9 protein-coding genes are annotated in these 19,820 nt (G+C 45.0%); 5 read left to right on the plus strand and 4 right to left on the minus strand.

What is annotated here, in order from left to right:
* Positions 1–147: 147 nt before the first annotated feature.
* From AB6D06_RS21415 to AB6D06_RS21425, 3 genes are all read right to left on the minus strand, one after another.
* Positions 148–864 carry a FadR/GntR family transcriptional regulator gene (locus tag AB6D06_RS21415; RefSeq protein WP_010438348.1) on the minus strand — a complete coding sequence of 239 codons (717 nt, stop codon included), beginning with the start codon at positions 862–864 and terminating at the stop codon, positions 148–150.
* Positions 865–1,389: 525 nt separating this feature from the next.
* Positions 1,390–3,543 (minus strand): heparinase II/III family protein, encoded by a 2,154-nt coding sequence (locus AB6D06_RS21420; protein WP_372111778.1) that lies wholly within the window; start codon positions 3,541–3,543, stop codon positions 1,390–1,392.
* A gap of 2 nt (positions 3,544–3,545) precedes the next feature.
* Positions 3,546–5,720 carry a heparinase II/III family protein gene (locus tag AB6D06_RS21425; RefSeq protein WP_102428431.1) on the minus strand — a complete coding sequence of 725 codons (2,175 nt, stop codon included), beginning with the start codon at positions 5,718–5,720 and terminating at the stop codon, positions 3,546–3,548.
* Positions 5,721–6,053: 333 nt separating this feature from the next.
* Here AB6D06_RS21425 and AB6D06_RS21430 point away from each other — a divergent pair, with 333 nt between their 5' ends.
* The 5 genes from AB6D06_RS21430 (at position 6,054) to AB6D06_RS21450 (ending at position 11,712) form a co-directional block, all read left to right on the plus strand.
* Positions 6,054–6,389 (plus strand): cupin domain-containing protein, encoded by a 336-nt coding sequence (locus AB6D06_RS21430; RefSeq protein WP_009846518.1) that lies wholly within the window; start codon positions 6,054–6,056, stop codon positions 6,387–6,389.
* Positions 6,390–6,423: 34 nt separating this feature from the next.
* Complete coding sequence (locus tag AB6D06_RS21435) at positions 6,424–7,356, plus strand: sugar kinase (RefSeq protein ID WP_017061485.1); 933 nt, start codon at positions 6,424–6,426, stop codon at positions 7,354–7,356.
* Between the two features lie 73 nt (positions 7,357–7,429).
* Entirely contained in the window at positions 7,430–8,056 is a 627-nt protein-coding gene (locus tag AB6D06_RS21440) for a bifunctional 4-hydroxy-2-oxoglutarate aldolase/2-dehydro-3-deoxy-phosphogluconate aldolase (protein ID WP_017069898.1), read from the plus strand.
* An 861-nt stretch (positions 8,057–8,917) separates the two neighbouring features.
* Positions 8,918–10,684, plus strand: a complete 1,767-nt coding sequence (locus AB6D06_RS21445) for a sodium:solute symporter family protein (RefSeq protein WP_102428430.1) — start codon at positions 8,918–8,920, stop codon at positions 10,682–10,684.
* 263 nt (positions 10,685–10,947) lie between these two features.
* The gene (locus AB6D06_RS21450; protein ID WP_017067326.1) at positions 10,948–11,712 is read left to right on the plus strand and encodes a transporter substrate-binding domain-containing protein; all 765 of its coding nucleotides are present in this window, start codon (positions 10,948–10,950) and stop codon (positions 11,710–11,712) included.
* A gap of 75 nt (positions 11,713–11,787) precedes the next feature.
* Here the strand turns inward: AB6D06_RS21450 and AB6D06_RS21455 are convergent.
* The coding region (locus AB6D06_RS21455) for a cadherin-like domain-containing protein (RefSeq protein ID WP_372111784.1) at positions 11,788–19,820 on the minus strand (8,033 nt) is incomplete at its 5' end.

Genomic DNA, 19,820 nt, shown 5'->3' on the forward strand with positions numbered 1-19,820 from the left:
ACGGTATGCTAAGAACAAAAATGCCGTTCACTCTTAAGTGAACGGCATTAATGCACTTGGCATACCCTTTTAAGTCGTTTATCCGAGCGTAATGCTGTTCATCTCTATATGAGGTGACTCATCTACCTACGCTCTAGATTATTTCTATTACGCCGTCGCCAGACGGTGGTTGGCATCTTGCAAGTGTGCAGCAGACACAACTCGTGCCTTATCACTATCACCAGCCATGATTGCTTCATAGATTCTACGGTGTTCATTGATACACGTGCTTCCTTCTTCAGAAGAGTGCACGATGAAGTTCACGAACATCGTAGTCAAGATATTGCCGAATGGCAGGTAGAAGTCATTACCTGTCGCATTAAAGATCAAGCTATGAAAACGAGTATCAATATCTGTCCAACGCTCTTGATCAAATACTTCAGCCTCATCCACTTCTACCATTTTTTGGAAGATTTCTGAAAGTTCAATGCGTTGTTCAGCCGTTGCAAATTTAGCCGCCAGTGCGCACGCTTCAGGTTCAATCGCACGGCGAAGGCCTAAAAACTGAGAACAGAATTGATCTATGTCGGTTAGACCATCCATCCATTCAATCAGCTGAGGATCAAGAAAGTTCCAATATGCGCGGTCGACTACACGAGTACCGATTTTCGGGCGGGACTCTAACAAACCTTTAGAAGTTAATAGTTTAACTGCTTCACGTAGTGCCGTTCGGCTAATACCAAACTGTTCACATAACGCCATTTCACCAGGAATAATAGAACCTTGCGGCAGATCGCCAGACAAGATTCCACGAGCGATTTCACGCGCTACTTGCACGTGCAGGCTACGCTTCGAGCCCGAAATTGAATTAAAAGTGCTAACCATAAGTTCACTTATTTTATATGTTATGTTTATGTATTATTTAAGGATTACTATAACAGTATTTCAACCTACAGCCAATTGAGTAAAATCCAAACGAATCACAACCTGCAAATTTTTATAATCAGAGATTTAAAAAACATCCTGTGAGAAACGTTATCTTAAATCACTCATAAATCCGTACTCAAAACTAACCCTCTTTGTATCGGTATGAAAACCACCAGCACAGCCTCGAAAAACCATGGGAAAAAGGTACACCTTTAGAAGCGCAATTCATTAACCGCCAGAGATTATTAAATGAGATCCCCTTCCCAAATTACATCAGCCTCTGTCCTACACGCATAAAAAAACCGAGCAACTCACAACGAGTTACTCGGTTTGACTTATTTCCGATATTCTTTGTCATCGACATTAATTTCGTTCAGTTACTTAGATGCGAACACCCTTACAATCGAACATGATATGGCGCTTCGTTCCCGCAAAGCACCACATCAGCACACACCATCGTTAAACGGTATGTGTGTTGATCATTTACAGTTGAGCAAATGACCCTTCCCACGAGTATGTCTCACCCGCGAACTCAACAGTGTGAGTTGCTTGCTGCGTGTCTTCAGCTTGGTTTGAGATACCGTAGTGGTAAGTGTTGCCAGAAGTAGTCTGAATGCGAACAACAGTCCCGACACTGTTATGGCCCACAACAGATACTGATTTAACTAGACCACGAGCGCCTACAGAGGCTTCGATAGACTCGTTAAAGTAACCATGCGTTTCTAGTACAGAAGCAAACACGTGGTTTTGACCAGACTGACGTAAGATGAACGCAGGCTCACTCTTAAGGTTGAAGTCTGGATCGTTAGCACCAGTGCGAGCAAAAATCACTTCGCTGCCCGCATTCGCGCTGGTTACTAGGCTGTAGTAGCTGCTGTCATGTAGCCAGCTTACTAGGGAACCTTCTTCGTTCACTTTGCCTGAAGCCACGTTCCATAGATGTTGGTAACCGTTGTCTTCACCTAATGGCTTAAGCGTTGTTTCCATGTTGTAATCGAAGTCAGTGCGAATGATTTGACCCGAGTGGTGAACTGGTAAGTCGTACTGGTGCTCAGCGTCAGCTTCGATGCGGTACACATCAATTACTAGCGGTTTTTCGAACTCAGGTAGTTCAGCAAGAATCACGCTGCGTTGCATGTCTACGCCAGTGTAGTACTCAGAAATTGTGCCGCTCATACCTTGTAGCGACTGGTCGTCTGCTACGAAGAAGTGCTTCTGACCAAACTTAGACTCAGCCAATGCTGTGTTGAAGTTGTTCTGCGTTTTCTGATCAACCGTTACTGTGTTGTGAGCAACCGTCTGCTTACAGTAAGACTTGTTCTCCGGGATGTAACGACCGCCAAACTTAGGCTCAACGTTTACCCAACGACCGAAGCCGTAATCGTGCAGCACTTCGTGGCCACGGTTGAATACGCTTAGGTGCAAGCCATCGTAGTGACCATGGTCTAGCGCAGAATGGTACTGGTGGTCTGAACCGTGCTGACCAAACCAGATCAACGCCATTGTGTCGTCGTCTTGCACATCACGGTGACGAAGGATGCTTACGCCGCCTTTTTCGCCTTCAGGCCCGTCTGTTACAAACAGGCTACCCCAGTTGAATGGTTTGATGTCGTCTGCTGCATCAACCGCGTCAGACAGTGTTTTACCAGAAGCATGAACCCAAACATTTTTTTGGTGATCAGCCATACCAAGCAGAGTTTCAGTCTGCTCGTAACGGTGGTAACACACAGACGTCGCCATGATAACCCCTTCATCGTTGATAGAAATCGTCTTCGATGAATCGTTCAGAGCAGGCAATGTGCCGTCTGGGAATGCAGTTTTGAATACTGAGTAAGACGTTGTCTTGATCACTGAATCGTTAAATTCGTAAATACCGATTTCTGGCTGACGACGTTCAATCGCTTCTGCGAACAGGTAGATTGGACGCAGAGAGAAACGGTGATAGTAAGGACCTTCCATGTAGTAGCCGTCTGGCGAGAACAGTTGGTCAAGTTGCGCTAGGAAACCGCCGCTTACTTTGTCCAATTTCAGGCCGTAAAGTGCTTTATCTACAGACTCTTGATCGTTGATCGCGTAACCACAGATACCTACCGCCGCCACTGCCCATAAGCCGTGGTTGTGTACGATATCGAAGTCGTGTGCGTAAGTAACAACGAACATTTCGATCATTTGCTTCAGAAGATCGTCTTCGATAAGACGCTTCTGCTCTTCAGAGATAGTGTGGTAAATGCAGCTGTACGCACAAGAAGCGTAAAGCATCCACATGTTCTCGTTCAACGTTTGGTGGAACAGCTTACCCGGAGGGTTAGTGTCACGGCTTACGTTGCTTTCCAATGTTGGGTATACCGTCGCGTACGCAGTTAGCATATCAACGATGTAATCACGGTACTTTGTTTCCTCTGTGATCAGGAACAAACGACCCGCTAGATCCATATGGATGTAGTTTTGCTTGTGACGATTGTGCTCGTAACCGCCACCTTCGCCATGACCTGGAACTTCGATGCCAACTTCAGCCATGTAAGCGTCAGTTTGTTTAATGTCACGAGTTAGTGCGTTACCTAATAGGCTATCCTTGCCAAGTTCTTTACGAAGCTCTGCTGCTTCTTCAAAGTTAAGTAAAAGTGGTTGATAGCTCATTATTATTTCCCCTGCTCTAAAGTCGTTTCTACTGAGTAGAAGCCTGTCCAGCTGTATACTTTGCCGTTCAGTTCTACTTTGTGTTCAGTGCTGTCAGTTGCGCCAAGTTGGTTACTGATCATCACTGTCACGTTTGATTTCTCTGTCGTAATTTCTACTACTGAACCTACATTCGTGTGAGCAACCACATTGATGTTTTTCACAACACCACGAGCGTTTACTGATTGCTCGAATTCTTCGTTAAAGTAACCGTGCGTTTCTAGCACAGAAGCAAACAATGTTGTTTCGCCTTTGCTACGTAGAATGAATGCAGGCTCTGAACGTAAATTAAAGCTTGGATCGTTAGCACCAGTGCGAGTGAAGATGATTTCTCCGTTCTCGTTCGAACTTGTACCCAACCAAGTATAGTACGTGTCGTTCTGTAACCAGCTAACTAACGCAGTACCATTCACTTCACCACTCGCTACATTCCATAGGTGTTGGTAACCGAAGTCACTTCCTAGTGTGTTTAGCTCTTTGTTTGCTTGGTATTCGAAGTTAGTGCGAATAATTTGACCTTGATATTGATGAGAGTAATCAAACTGGTGGTCGCCTTCGCCGCCTTTTGTCGAACCTAAGCGGTACAAGTCTAACAATAGCGGAGACTCAAGCTCTTCAAGGTTTAGCATGAACACACTGCGTTGCATGTCAAAACCTTCGTAATGGTCGTTAGCAAATGCGCTCATACCGTTAATTTGCTCATCTGCCACTTTGAAGAAGTGAGGCAAACCGTGTACTGCGTCAGCACGCTCAACGTCAAAGTTGTTCTGACATTTCTCATCAATCGTTACTGCATTATGTGCAATCGTTTGACGAGCGTAAGATTTATTTTCATCTAGGTAGCGACCGCCAAATTTTGGCTCAACGTTAACCCAACGACAGAAACCGTATTCACGCAACACTTCTTGACCGCGGTTAAAGAAAGAAATACCCAGCGTATCGAAGTTGCCGTGACCCATGCCGTGTTGACCGTAGTTCATAACAAGTTGAGAAACGTCACCTTTATTATCCTGCATACGGATAAAGCCTTGTGCACCATTGTGGCCTTCAGGACCCTCGCTCAATTCAACACTTGGCCAGAAAGGCATGCCGATTTCTTGTTTAGCTGAAGCCTCTTCGTAGGCTTTAGATAGCTCAAGACCACATGGGTGCATCCATACTGCGTCTTGAATCTTCGCCATACCAAGAATGTTTTGGTCTACGCCGTTTTCAGAAGAGTAATGCTTGCTGTAAACACTTACTGCAACCTGAACACCCATGTCTGTAATACCCATAGTACGAGAAGCATCATTCAGAGCCGGGAACTCACCGTTCGGGTAAGCCGTCGCCAGCATCGCTTGTACTGTGTTACCAATCACGCCGCCTTTGTAGTTGTAGATATCCACTTCAGGCATATGACGGTGAATCACTTCAGCGAACACACACGTTGGACGAATCGCATAACGGTGGTAGTAAGGACCTTCCATGTAGTAGCCAGACGGTGCAAACAGCTGAGAAACTTGCGCTAGGAAGCCGCCAGTGTCGTTACGGTCAATGCCGTACACCGACATTTCAAGGTACTCACGCTTGCCAAGAGCAAGACCACAAATACCGACAGCGGCTACAGCCCAAATACCGTGGTTGTGAATTCGGTCGAAGTCGTGTGCGTATTTAACTGTGAACATTTCTAGCATTGGTTCGAAAATACGAGACTCAATATTGTCGCGTTGTTCTTGTGTCAGGGTTGAAGCAACACAAGAGTAAGCTAAGCTTGAGAACATTAACCAGCAGTGTTCGTTCAGGATTTGGTGGAACAAACGACCTGTAGGGTTAGTGTTTTTCTGTACGTGGTAATCAAACGTTAGGTATTTGTCTGCGTACTCTTCTAGTAATTCAGTAACAAAGTCAGCGTATTTTTGCTCTTTAGTGATCAAGAACATGCGACCAGCTAGATTCATGTACGTGTAATTTTGCTTATGGCGGTTATGTTCGTAACCCCCAGCTTCACCATGACCTGGGACATCAATAGGTAAACGCATGAATGCTTCTAGATCTTTCGCGTTCGCTGCAATGGTTTTGCCCATTAAGCTAGAACGGCCCACTTCAAGATGAAGCTGCTCGATTTCTGCTTCAGTCAACAATACTGGTTTAGTCGTCATATTCTTTGTCACCCTCAATAAAGAGTTTATCTGCTTAAACTTTGATTAAATTTTCAAACTCCATATAAAGTAATACAATATGAGCTTTAATTATACCTATTCGTCGCTAAATGATGAGTAGAGTCACATAATTAGCCATAAGTCATTGATGTAGCTGGCTAATGGTAAATATTAGCCATTTATTAAGTTGTTGATTTATTTACGCTATATAAAGTATCGCTTGATCGATATCACACAAATTTAGATATATTGTATTACAATTAGGCTCATTCCCTTATGATGGATGCAAGTTAAGTAACACTTAAAAGATTTAAACAGATTAGGAGATACACAATGAACTCTTTCTTTATCCTAGATGAAAACCCATGGGAAGAACTTGGTGGCGGCATTAAGCGTAAAATCGTTGCTTACACTGACGATCTAATGGCAGTACACCTATGTTTTGATAAGGGCGCGATTGGCCACCCTCATACTCACGAAATCCATGACCAAATCGGTTACGTAGTTCGTGGTAGCTTCGAAGCTGAGATTGAAGGCGAAAAGAAAGTCCTTAAAGAAGGCGATGCTTACTTCGCTCGTAAACACATGATGCACGGTGCAGTTGCACTAGAGCAAGACAGCATCCTTCTTGATATCTTCAACCCTGCGCGTGAAGATTTCCTAAAATAATAAACAGCGCAACCTCAGTTGCTAAGGTAAGCATATGAAATCATTAAACATCGCGGTCATTGGCGAGTGCATGGTTGAGCTACAAAAGAAACAAGACGGGCTTAAGCAAAGTTTCGGTGGCGATACACTAAATACTGCACTTTACTTGTCTCGCTTAACAAAAGAGCAAGATATCAACACGAGCTACGTAACAGCGCTAGGCACTGACCCATTCAGTACCGACATGTTAGAAAAGTGGCAAGCGGAAGGTATCGACACTAGCTTAATTGCTCAGCTTGATCACAAACAACCAGGGCTTTACTACATCGAGACCGATGAAACTGGTGAACGCAGTTTCCACTACTGGCGTAATGATGCTGCAGCAAAGTTCATGTTTGACCAGGAAGACACGCCTGCTCTACTTGATAAGTTATTCTCTTTTGATGCGGTTTACCTAAGTGGTATTACGCTTGCTATCTTGACAGAGAATGGACGCACGCAGCTATTCAACTTCTTAGACAAATTTAAAGCGCAAGGCGGCCAAGTATTCTTCGACAATAACTTCCGTCCAAAACTTTGGGAAAGTCAACAAGAAGCGATTTCTTGGTACTTGAAGATGCTTAAGTACACTGACACGGCTCTACTGACGTTCGATGACGAGCAAGAGTTGTACGGCGACGAAAGCATTGAACAGTGTATTGCACGTACGTCTGAATCTGGTGTGAAAGAGATCATCATTAAACGTGGTGCTAAAGACTGCTTAGTAGTTGAAAGCCAAAGCGCTCAGTACGTTGCTCCAAACCCAGTAGACAACATTGTTGATACTACAGCGGCTGGCGACTCGTTCAGCGCGGGCTTCCTAGCTAAGCGCTTAAGCGGTGGCAATGCACGTGATGCAGCGTTAGCAGGTCATATTGTGGCAGGGACTGTGATTCAGCATCCAGGTGCTATCATTCCTCTAGAAGCGACGCCTGATCTGTCTCTATAATTACGCACTTTAACTATTAATCAAGGGTTTGCTTAGTTGAAAGCAAGCCCACATTTAACGTGAGAAAGAATTCATGACGACATTAAATGAACAACTAGCAAACCTAAAAGTAATTCCTGTAATCGCTATCAACCGTGCTGAAGACGCTATCCCTCTAGGTAAAGCACTTGTTGAAAACGGCATGCCATGTGCAGAAATCACGCTACGTACAGAATGTGCAATCGAAGCGATTCGCATCATGCGTAAAGAATTCCCAGACATGCTAATTGGTTCAGGTACTGTACTGACTAACGAGCAAGTTGATGCATCTATCGAAGCTGGCGTTGATTTCATCGTAAGCCCAGGTTTCAACCCGCGCACTGTTCAATACTGTATCGATAAGGGTGTTGCAATCGTACCGGGTGTTAACAACCCAAGCCTAGTGGAACAAGCAATGGAAATGGGCCTTCGCACGTTGAAGTTCTTCCCTGCTGAGCCTTCTGGTGGTACTGGCATGCTTAAAGCACTAACAGCGGTTTACCCTGTTAAATTTATGCCTACTGGTGGCGTAAGCTTGAAGAATGTTGATGAATACCTATCGATCCCTTCTGTACTTGCGTGTGGCGGTACTTGGATGGTTCCAACTAACCTTATCGACGAAGGTAAGTGGGACGAACTAGGCAAGCTGGTTCGTGACGCAGTTGATCACGTTAACGCTTAATCTATTTTAGATTGAGTGATGAAGCCTCACCTCGGTGGGGCTTTTTGTTATCTGGCGTTTATTGCGCTGACTAACCGTAAAACACGCTCAATCAACATTATGTTTCCCCCACACCTTATCGCCTTTCTCTCTATGGGCTCGTCCAGCTCCGCGACTAAGACAGGCAATAACAAGTAATGTAAGCTTTCAATCGACTTCAGCACGCATCTAACGAAGCGTTACTGGTGCCCCCTATCGCCTATCCAGCTTCTTATCCAGCCCCTTACCCAGCAATGTTCCTTTTCGATACGTCATCAAGCATCTCTCATGGCATGCACTGAAGACCACAATAGACAAAGTGCACCGCAAAATGTGTCCCGTCCGTCCAGTTTAACGCCCACTCAGTGACAAAAATTCCAAATATGCACCTCTATGGCACGAAAAAATGAATAAATAGCATAGAAAGGCTACAGAGCCGCAGACAAATACAAAATAGCGAAGTGAAAACAATGAGCTACACTTGAAATCCCAATACAGAATTTTTCAGTATAGAGTTCCAAATTAACGTGAATGTCGTCGCACAACACACCAATTTGTAGCACATTTGTTACGGTTATAATTAAAATCTTATAGATACGGCAAAGTAAGCGCTTTTGTTTATATTGTAATACATATAAACATTTAACCCTCAATTTATTTTAGATCTCAAACAAAATACACTCACATTTAAATTCAATTAAAACAAATACTTATATAACCACGTGTTAGAGGCCGAAAAATCAATGCGACCTAGATCATACTAAAGACATATTGTAGTACAAATAAACCTTGAGACGCGTTAATCTAAGCCCAGTTAATTATGATATTTAAAAGGCTGAAAAGATGACTATTGATACTTTTGTTGTTCTCGCCTACTTCTTCTTTTTAATCGCGATTGGTTGGATGTTCCGTAAGTTCACCACCTCTACAAGTGATTACTTCAGAGGGGGCGGCAAAATGTTGTGGTGGATGGTTGGTGCAACTGCCTTCATGACACAATTTTCAGCATGGACGTTTACAGGTGCCGCAGGACGCGCATTCAATGACGGTTTCGTTATTGTAATCCTATTCTTAGCCAATGCTTTTGGCTACTTCATGAACTATATGTACTTCGCTCCAAAGTTCCGCCAACTTCGTGTGGTAACGGCGATCGAAGCTATTCGTCAGCGCTTTGGTAAAACGTCTGAACAGTTCTTCACATGGGCAGGTATGCCGGACAGCCTTATCTCTGCAGGTATCTGGCTAAACGGTCTAGCTATCTTTGTAGCAGCGGTATTCAACATCCCAATGGAAGCTACCATTGTGGTAACGGGTATGGTTCTAGTATTGATGGCAGTAACCGGCGGCTCTTGGGCGGTTGTTGCTTCTGACTTCATGCAAATGCTTGTAATCATGGCCGTGACAATCACTTGTGCGGTAGCAGCTTACTTCCACGGTGGCGGCTTAACTAACATTGTTGCTAACTTCGACGGCGACTTCATGTTAGGTAACAACCTAAACTACATGAGCATCTTCATCCTTTGGGTTGTATTCATCTTCGTGAAGCAGTTCGGTGTAATGAACAACAGCATCAACGCATACCGTTACCTATGTGCAAAAGACAGTGAAAACGCACGTAAAGCGGCAGGCCTAGCATGTATCCTTATGGTTATTGGTCCACTAATTTGGTTCCTACCACCTTGGTACGTTAGTGCATTCATGCCTGAGTTCGCTGAGCAATACACATCAATGGGCGACAAAGCCGGTGATGCTGCTTACCTAGCATTCGTACAAAACGTAATGCCAGCAGGTATGGTTGGTCTTCTTATGTCAGCAATGTTCGCTGCAACGATGTCTTCTATGGATTCAGGTTTGAACCGTAACGCTGGTATCTTTGTAATGAACTTCTACAGCCCGATTCTTCGTAAAAATGCGACTCAGAAAGAGCTGGTTATTGTAAGTAAGATAACGACTATCATGATGGGTATTTTCATCATTGCGATTGGTCTATTCATTAACTCTCTGCGTCACTTAAGCTTGTTCGATATCGTAATGAACGTAGGTGCGTTGATTGGCTTCCCAATGCTTATCCCTGTCCTACTAGGTATGTGGATTCGTAAGACACCTGACTGGGCTGGTTGGTCTACTCTAGTGGTTGGTGGTTTCGTTTCTTACATCTTCGGTATCTCTCTGCAAGCAGAAGACATCGAGAACCTATTTGGTCTAGAAACAGCGCTTACAGGCCGTGAATGGAGCGACTTGAAAGTAGGTCTTAGCTTAGCTGCTCACGTAGTGTTCACAGGTGGTTACTTCATCATGACTTCTCGCTTCTACAAAGGCCTATCGCCAGAGCGTGAGAAAGAAGTTGACCAACTATTCACTAACTGGAACACGCCGCTTGTAGCGGAAGGTGAAGAGCAACAAAACCTAGATACTAAACAGCGTTCAATGCTTGGTAAGCTTATCAGCACAGCAGGTTTCGGTATCCTAGCAATGGCTCTGATTCCAAACGAACCAACAGGACGCTTGTTGTTCCTACTATGTGGTTCAATGGTACTGACCGTTGGTATCCTATTGGTTAACGCATCTAAAGCTCCGGCTAAGATGAACAACGAGTCAGTTGCCAAATAGCTAAACAGCTAAACAGCTAAATAAGCAGCTAACAAGTTAAACCAAAATGAAGCCCATGTTATTCGATAACATGGGCTTTTTGTTTGTCTTCGGTTTATCAAAACGGAATATGAAACGCACCTCGATCAATGCTCACAAACCATAGAAATACCTATCTCCTGCCCTCGTTTCATCTTCTTTTCCAACCTTTCCAATGGTTTGATCTCTTTCTCTGATTGTTTCTGTTACTTTGAATGACAACACAAACACAACAGACAATTACAATGAAAAAAACATCACTATTACTTGCTTCCATTGCTCTGGCACTTTCTGGTGTCGCACACGCTGACCAGCTAGAAGACATTCAAAAATCAGGTACTCTGCGTGTGGGCACCACAGGTGACTACAAGCCTTTCTCTTACTTCGATGGTAAAAGCTACTCTGGCTACGATATCGACGTTGCACAGCACATCGCGGAACAATTAGGCGTTGAATTGAAGATTGTTCGTACCACATGGAAAGATCTACTGGCCGATCTAGACGACGATAAGTACGACATCGCAATGGGCGGCATTACACGTAAAATGCAGCGTCAGTTAAACGCGGAACAAACTCAAGGCTACATGACCTTTGGTAAGTGTTTCTTGGTTGCAAAAGGCACCGCAGAACAGTACGACAGCATTGAGAAAGTGAACCTCTCTTCTGTTCGTGTGGGCGTGAACATTGGCGGTACTAACGAGATCTTTGCCGACGCGAACTTGCAGAATGCAAGCTTCACACGCTACGAGAACAATCTCGACGTACCGAAAGCAGTAGCAGAAGGCAAAGTTGATGTGATGGTAACAGAAACGCCTGAAGGTCTGTTCTATCAGGTAACTGACGAACGTCTTGAAGCGGCACGCTGCGAAACTCCATTCACCAACAGTCAGTTCGGCTATCTGATTCCTAAAGGTGAACAACGTTTGTTGAACACGGTGAACTTCATTATGGATGAGATGAAATTGAAAGGTGTTGAAGAAGAGTTCCTGATCCACAACTCCCTTAAGTAACTCTTTTCAATTTATACCGTAACAAAAAAGAGGCCAGCAATGCTGGCCTCTTTCGTTATGGTTTAATGGTTCGCTTTAACCGTGAGTTATCACATTCTGCTGTACCAATGCATCCAGAATGTCCGAAGGCATGGTGCTACTTAAGGTTAGCTGTGGCGCAAGGTCTTCAACCACAATCACCTGTTCCGTAGTACCTAAGCCATCCGGGTTGATCGTAAGCTCAATATCATCCCCGTCCACTTTCGCGTCTATTTGTTGTAGCAACGCGGTCATGTCTGGAGATGTATTTTTAAGCTCCGGCAACACTTCTCTCAAGTCAATGCTGTCCCCTTCCGATAAATCAAAGTCGGTAATCGTATCTTCAACACCATCTTCGATGTTAAGCCATACGAACGAGTCCATACCATCACCACCAGTCAGAATGTCTGAGCCTCCGCCGCCAATCAGGGTGTCGTTACCGTCACCGCCAACAAGCGTATCGTCACCTGCGCCACCTTCAAGTCGATCATTCCCTGAACCACCCGTTAAGTCAGTCGCATTAGCACCAGCCAGTAACTGAACATCATCGGTTTCCGAAGCCAAGTTAATATCAACTGCGTTAGACACAATGTTCAAGTTAAGGTCAATCGATGCAGAGGTTGCTGTATCGTTGTTGTCAGTCTCTTCAGAAACCGCCTCGACTTTCAGTGTGTAGTTACCTGGAGTTTGAGAAAGCCCAACCGCTTGCAAGCTTTCAATTGCATCTGCCGTTGCTACCCAAACACCACCGCCAAGATCCGTCACAGAACCCGCAGCACTGGTGATTTGAGCGCCAGCAGGTACATCACTGATATGCAGCGTTAGCTCTTCTGTAATGTCCGTTAAGGCTGCGATAATCCCAACTAAAGGAATGCCACTCGCACTCACAGACTGACTCGCAGTAATGTTTCTCACGTAGTTAGTCGCACTATCGATAGACAGGGTTGGTGCATTCGCCACTGGCGTCACCGCGATGTTGTAAACCACAGGTGCTGTCTCTATCGCAATACCTGAAGGGTTGCCGCTGTCTTTGGCAACAACTTCTAATCCAATGCTATTGGTTGGAGACAGGCTCGCATCAAGGAAAACACCATTTGGACTGGTTGGCGTATCAATCAACGCATTCAGGTCACTCAATGTCCCCACTAAGATGACTGAACCCGTGTTGTTGCCGTTAACAACAACCGTCGTCACTGCTGGAAGTGATACATTCAATGTACCGTAATCCACCGTCAGCGTGACGGTCATCAGATCATCAGAAAATGTATCTACATAATCAGGGTCACTGACATTGATACCACTCAACAGTTGACCAGCATCCTCGTCAATAACCGTAGTGACACTGTCACCATTAACGACCGGTGTATCGTTCACTCCATCGACAATCGCGGTGATCTCCGCTGTATCCGTTAGGAAGTCATTAGCGCCGTTGGTTGTACCATCATCCTCTACGGTATAGGTAAACTTAACGTTGCCGTTGTATTCATCAGCTGCCGTAAATACCCAGTATGGGCCAGTGATCGTAGCATCATCAGCACCACCTACGTTCTCGAAGCGTTGTAGTTGACCTTGGCCTTCATCGAGCGCCAGATTAGTCACGGTAATCGTGTCGTTTTCCGGATCGCTCGTCGCAGCAATTAAATCGCCCTCTTTGATGATCAACTGACCTTCTTCAAGGATGTTGCCTAAGTCGATGTCCGTTGCTACAGGAGCGTCATTCACTTCCGTTACTTCAAGACTAATTTCAGCACTGTCGGTTAGGAAGTCATCCGCGCCATTAGTTGTACCGTCATCAGTAATTGAGTAATTGAATTTAACGTCACCGTTAAAGTCGTTGTCCGCTACAAATAGCCAGAATGGTCCGGTAATCGCCGCGTCATCGGCGCCACCTGCATTTTCAAAGCGGGTTAGTTGGCCTTGTCCCTGAGTCAGAGTTACACCAGTTACTGTTAAGTTGTGGTTTTCTGGGTCAGAGCTTGCTGCAATTAAATCCCCTTCAACAATGACGATTTGACCATCTTCTGCAATCGAACCTAAATCAACGTCTGTCGCGACAGGTGCATCATTCACTTCCGTTACGATGAGGCTAATTTCAGCGCTATCGGTCAAGAAATCATCCACACCATTGGTTGTGCCATCATCGATAATGGAATAGTTGAATTTCACATCACCGTTGAAATCATTATCTGCAACGAACAGCCAGAATGGTCCGGTAATCGCCGCGTTATCGGCGCCACCTGCGTTTTCAAAGCGCGTTAATTGGCCTTGTCCTTGAGTCAGGGTTACACCCGTAACCGTCAGGTTATGGTTTTCAATGTCAGAACTTACTGAAATCAAGTCTCCTTCCACAATCACTATTTGACCATCTTCAGCAATCGAACCTAAATCAACATCAGTTGCCACAGGAGCGTCATTCACTTCCGTTACTTTAATGGTGAAAGTAGTTTGGTTGGTCTGTGCTGTATTCGGATCACCCGCATCAATCAAGCCATTATTACCGCCGTCATCGAGTGTTGCATTAATCGTGACTAAACCACTCTGGTTGAGATAGTTCTGGTCTGGGTCTGGTTTGAAAGTCACGGCTCCATTAGTCAATGCGGTATTGATGTCGGCTTCTTTACCGGTAATCACCAATGAGCCACCAGGTTGCAATACAAACGTCACGTCAGGTGAGCTCGTAAACTCAAACACACCTTGCGCTCCCGGAAGTGTTTGATCGACTTGCAACGTAAGAACATACGGAGCGTCTGGATTATCAAAGTTAGCATCAACGTCGTAGATACTAAAGTTGTCGATAGCAACACTAATGTCTTCCGATGTTTCAATATTCGTTACGTTCACAAAGATCGGTTGATCGTTAATAGGATCAATCACCAGATCAACATCGAAGCTGGTTGGCGTCCCCAAATATTCGGTGTTATCAGCGTCAGTATCCACAGAGCGAACGGTAATCTGCAGCGGGCCATTAATGCCTAATACATTACCCGTATCGCTATTGTGTTCACCTGAATTGAATACGATCTTATCGAGCGACTGTGCAGGAACATCAAGTGTCCAAAGCTGCGTAACTGGATCATAACTAGCCAAGGTTGTGCCGTCTGGATAATAGATAGAGGCATCTTGAGGAACGCCCGCAACTTCTACTCGAAGTGTCTCTGGTGCATTCTCGGTATAAGTGCCGTTGCCCGTTGCAGATAGCTCTTTATCCAAAATCGTCGCATTGATTTCGATATCAATGTTTTGACCTTCGTTACCTGTCACAGAATCTGTTGGATTAGTATCAACATCATCACCCACAGGTACCACATGCAGCTTAAAGCTTGGCAGATTTGATGCTGCAGTAGGCACACCCAACAAAGATTCTTGAGTAAATACGGCAACACCAAATTCAGCCGTACCACTGAAGTCCTTAGGCGGTAAAATCGAAATCTCACTCAAGTCGAACGATAACCCTGATGCTTGAGGTAGTTGAACACTCCACTCACCACCACCATTATTCTTCACCGTGTATGCCGAACCAGCATCTGCACGCATCTGGAAGCCATCAGGTACATCTGTAAACTTAATCGACACAAACTGTTCTGAGCCATCAAGGTCAGTCAGTGCAATCGATACAGGCCCTGTGCCCGACAAAGAAATCAGCTGGTCCTCAGTACCCGTAATCTCGATAACATCAGGATCGCTACCCGGGCCAGTGACAGACACGTCATCCACCACAGGAACGACTTCAAAACTGACATTGGTAGAGAAAGTATCGGTATCAGTCGCGCTGCCAGTTGGCGAAGCTGCATCATTGTATGTAGCAGTATCGGTAATCGTCCCGCTGACATTCACTTGCACCTGATTTACGTCATTATCTGTTGGGTAATTTAACGCCGGTCGGAATAGGACATTATCCAACGCGCCTGCATTAATCTCAGCTTCATTAAAGGTCACCGATGTGCCAAGCGATACCCCTGCGCTGGTATAGAAAGCCCCAACACTCGTGTCATTTAACGTCAGTGTGATAGAGGTGAATTTTTCGTCACCACCTTCAACTCCGCTTACTTGGTCATCAATGGTCGAGCTGAAATCAAGTTGGATATAGGTATCTTCGTAGCCGACTGGATCTTGCCCTGCTTGACCGTCGGTATCGACAGGGTTAAACGAATCGTCAAGCGAACCAACGACAGTAACGTCAATATCTGGGTTACCTTCAACATCAGGAGCAACTTTAATGACTACTTCTGTCACTAGAGTTTTCTCATCCCCCGACAATACGTCTTTAGTTACTATCGTCAACGGCAACCTAAAGTCGCCGGAGTAGTCGGCTGGTAAGTTAAGCAGTAGTCCAGAGAGGTCGGTCGAGACCCCTTGATCGACGGTAGTCTGGAATACATATTTGCCATTAACAAAGTCTAGGTCGCTGCTTCCCGATAAACTAATTGGGAAGGTGACTTCGTTCACCGCTCCTGGATTAATGGTCACACTGTCATCAATAATGATGGTCACTTGATCAGTTGAGTCATCTTCGCCCGAGAAAGTAATTAAACCATTCAATGCCGTACCTAGATCTAACTGGGTGTCCTCAATCGCATCAACAACACTGTCTGGTGTTATATCAATATCGGCTGCAACCTTAGTACTCCCAGCCACCACTTGAGGGAATGACAGAGTGACTTCTCCGTCCCTACGAGCGGCCGTAGATGACTCAACCTCAGCACCATCACCTCGGTCTATTACCGTGCTAAAGATATCCATCTTGATGTCATTGAACCCTCCTGCCCCGCTGTTTCCTGAAGGAAGAACAAGGCCGTTTGATGCACTGATGCTAAATATGTCTTCATTCGTTACAACCCAGCGCCCATTGCCTTCATAAGCAGCGCCAATAACGAGCAGTTGATTGAGTACAGCATCTGATAGCTCCGAACCGTCCACGTTTGTTAATTCAATAACTAACTGGTCAACTTCTTCGATAGCGGACGAAGCATCTGTTTCTTGATATCGAATGACGAACTCATCCGTAACCGATGTATTATCGCTGTTGGTTGTGAACTTAAGCACGCCAGTGTTTGCATCAGCAACTACGGTTGCTAGTGCTCCAGTACCCAGCACATCATCGACGATAAGCTTGTTGCTAGCGTCTTTCGGCTCAACGACTGGACGTACGATAACATCAATCGAGCCCGTGATTGTCGCGGTAGCGATGCCCTGACCAGGATCAGTCGCATCAACATACTCATGATCTCGCTCTTCGATCATGACAACCGTATTAAGCGTAAAGTCGGTGCTCGAGTCTTGTTCAGGTGTGATCTGAATAAAATTATTGTTCAGTGCAATTTGAGTAAACTCTTCTGCCGTCTGTCCACTCTTCGGCGTAATGGTTAAAGTGCCTGCTGAAGCATCGTAAACCCAAGTTACATCGCCATTAACCACAACACTTTCAACATCTGTCGGAATGGCACTGATCACAATAGAAGTGAAATGCTCATCATCATCAATATAATCAGTACCCTCTGGGTGCCAATCAATACTGATCGCCGTATCTTCATCGCCATTAGTGACTGTGCTGTACGTCGCTGAGGTATCGATTCTAGGTTCGACCAACACTCGCACTTCTTGGTCAAACGTAAGCGTATGACCGTCATTCTCAGTCACGATCACTTTACCCTGAATGTGAATGTTCTCTGTTGAAGAATCGACAGGTCTGATGCGGATTCCTGAGGTTTTACCTGCGTCAGTGATGTTCGCTTCGTAGATAGGTTTAGAAAGATCGGGGCTACCACCCGGACCGGTTTCGTAACCGACAAAGTTAAGGTCAATAATGGTACCGTCACCGTCTTCCAGAATAACGCCATCAGGAATACCCGAGAGGATAACGGTTATGGATTCTGAACCGTCGTCAGGTAATGGGGTTTGATCTACTGCTGCAGGATCAGGTCTTCTCTCTCCCGACAACACGGTGAAATCAAGCTCGGCGTAGCTGTCTCCATTCTGGCTCTCTTGGATCGTGGTTTGAACACCAGGTATTGTGCCATCGGTGATTGCTGTCCAAGCCGAACCGTTTGTACCGCCATAAGGAATATCTGCAACCCCTTTAACCTCAACGTTAACCGTTTTAGTTCCTAGGATTTCTTCATCAACTTGTGCACCAGTAGAGAGGTTCGCAGTGTCTTTAACCACACCGGTTACATCAAAAGTAAAATCGACATTGCTGTGTTTAGTCGGAACAATCTCTACGTTGGCGAGATCGGAATACGCCACTTCCTGATAATCAATACCGTTAATGGTGATTGTAGGAACTGGGGTCGTAGTTCCAAGGAAATAAAGCACCGCCCCTTCGGTAATATTACTGATACGAACAAATAGCTCTTCAGATCCATCAGTATCAACGGATCCCGTCATGGTGATAACTTCGTCTAACGTGAATGCGTCCTTATTATCAAGAGGACCTAGATAATCAGGATCATCAATGTTGTCTTCGTTGATCCTAATGCGGCTCACACTGAGTTTTCCAGGGTCGGCGTCAGCAGTCACATCAATGATAATGTTTTGTTCTACAGAGCGAGCGGTCGTTTTGTCTACGCCACCATTGGCTGAATCATCGTATGGGTTACGTGTTTCCTCGGTAATTGCCGTTGCTTTGAACTCAATTTGTCCAGAGAAGTTGTCGATTGGGTTAACTACGGTGCTATTGATATCAGCAGATGCGATGATATAAACACCATTAACGGGCGTTAACACATTGCCATTTTGATCAAGTAACTCAAACTTCCCGTCGCCTTCAACTGCTTCAAGTTCATAGGTAATCGTCTCAGTATTACTGTTATCTTGCGACTCTGCGTTCAGCTGCAGCGTCACATTGTCCTCATCTTCATTCACTTGATATTGATAAGTGCTATTCGCATCATCCCAAGTCGCAATGTCGGCAACCGCTTCAATTTCAATTCTAAAGTTTGAGTTTACTGTGTGGTCTAGCGAACCATTATTATCAATCTCGAGTTCGTAGTTGATTCGAACCCCATTTTCACCAGAACCAAAATTCTGGTCTGGGACAAAGAATAAGTTGTCGATTGTCGCGATGGTGTCTAATGGTTGGTTCGTACTTGGAGCAAAGCTCTGCTGCATTTGAGGTGGACCAAACAAGATATCACCGTTTGGTTCTGCCACTAGTTTGTGATATTCCACGCCCTCAAAGTAATAGAATGTCCCTCTGTGATTGCCACTCTGGATCGTCAGTTGGCCGATGGACTCGTTGTTATCTTGGTCCTTCAGGTTAACCTGTAACGCAACTTGTGCAGGGGCATCAGGCAACCCACTTTGATTATCTTGGGTATTCTCTAGGTTTGGGGCATCGCCGGTTGCGTAAGGGATTGTAGAGTCTCTACCCGCATCCTCAAACGTAGTCATCTTGAGCGAGATTACTGAAGACTCTTCATCCGTAATAGTGATGTTCAAAGGCGTAGATGACGTATCTAAATCACTGTCTGTCGCAATCACATTGATCGAGAAGTCGATGGTGTCCCCATCATGATCGAGATAATTGGTCGCTCTAAACTCCACTTCACCATTCGAGTTGATACGCAAAGTACCAAGCTGCCTTTCCTGAGTACCACCATTTCCATCATCGGTTTGCTCATAAACACGGATAGTTCGACGTCCACTTTGAACATTCAAGCCATCGCTAAAGCCAGTATTGTTACCTCGTTGGAAAACAATATCTACACCATTATTTGAGATGCCCTCAATTCGACTCAGTACCGCGCCATCAGCCCCCACATCCGTTGCATTGGCAAACATATCGACTTTAGAACCATTGTAATTCTGACCTTCAATACGAGTGATAGACTGAGTTGTCACTAACGGAACATCATCGGTTACTGTGATTTTTAGATCGATTGCGTTTGATTGGTCTTGGTCAAAATCTTCAGCAATGATTGAAAAATCAAGTTCTATGTTGTTTTCATCGGCACCATCAAGGTGCTTAAGTGGTTTAAACAATTCGAATTGATAGCTGTTATCTGAGGTATCGAAAATAATTTCGAACACTGCTTCATTACTCGTTGCTGTTTGAGCAACGTAAGTAAATGTTGTGCCGCTTTGTGAAACAG

It is taken from the genome of Vibrio sp. 10N.239.311.G01 (assembly GCF_041465805.1).
GTDB classification, from domain to species: Bacteria; Pseudomonadota; Gammaproteobacteria; order Enterobacterales; family Vibrionaceae; genus Vibrio; species Vibrio crassostreae_C.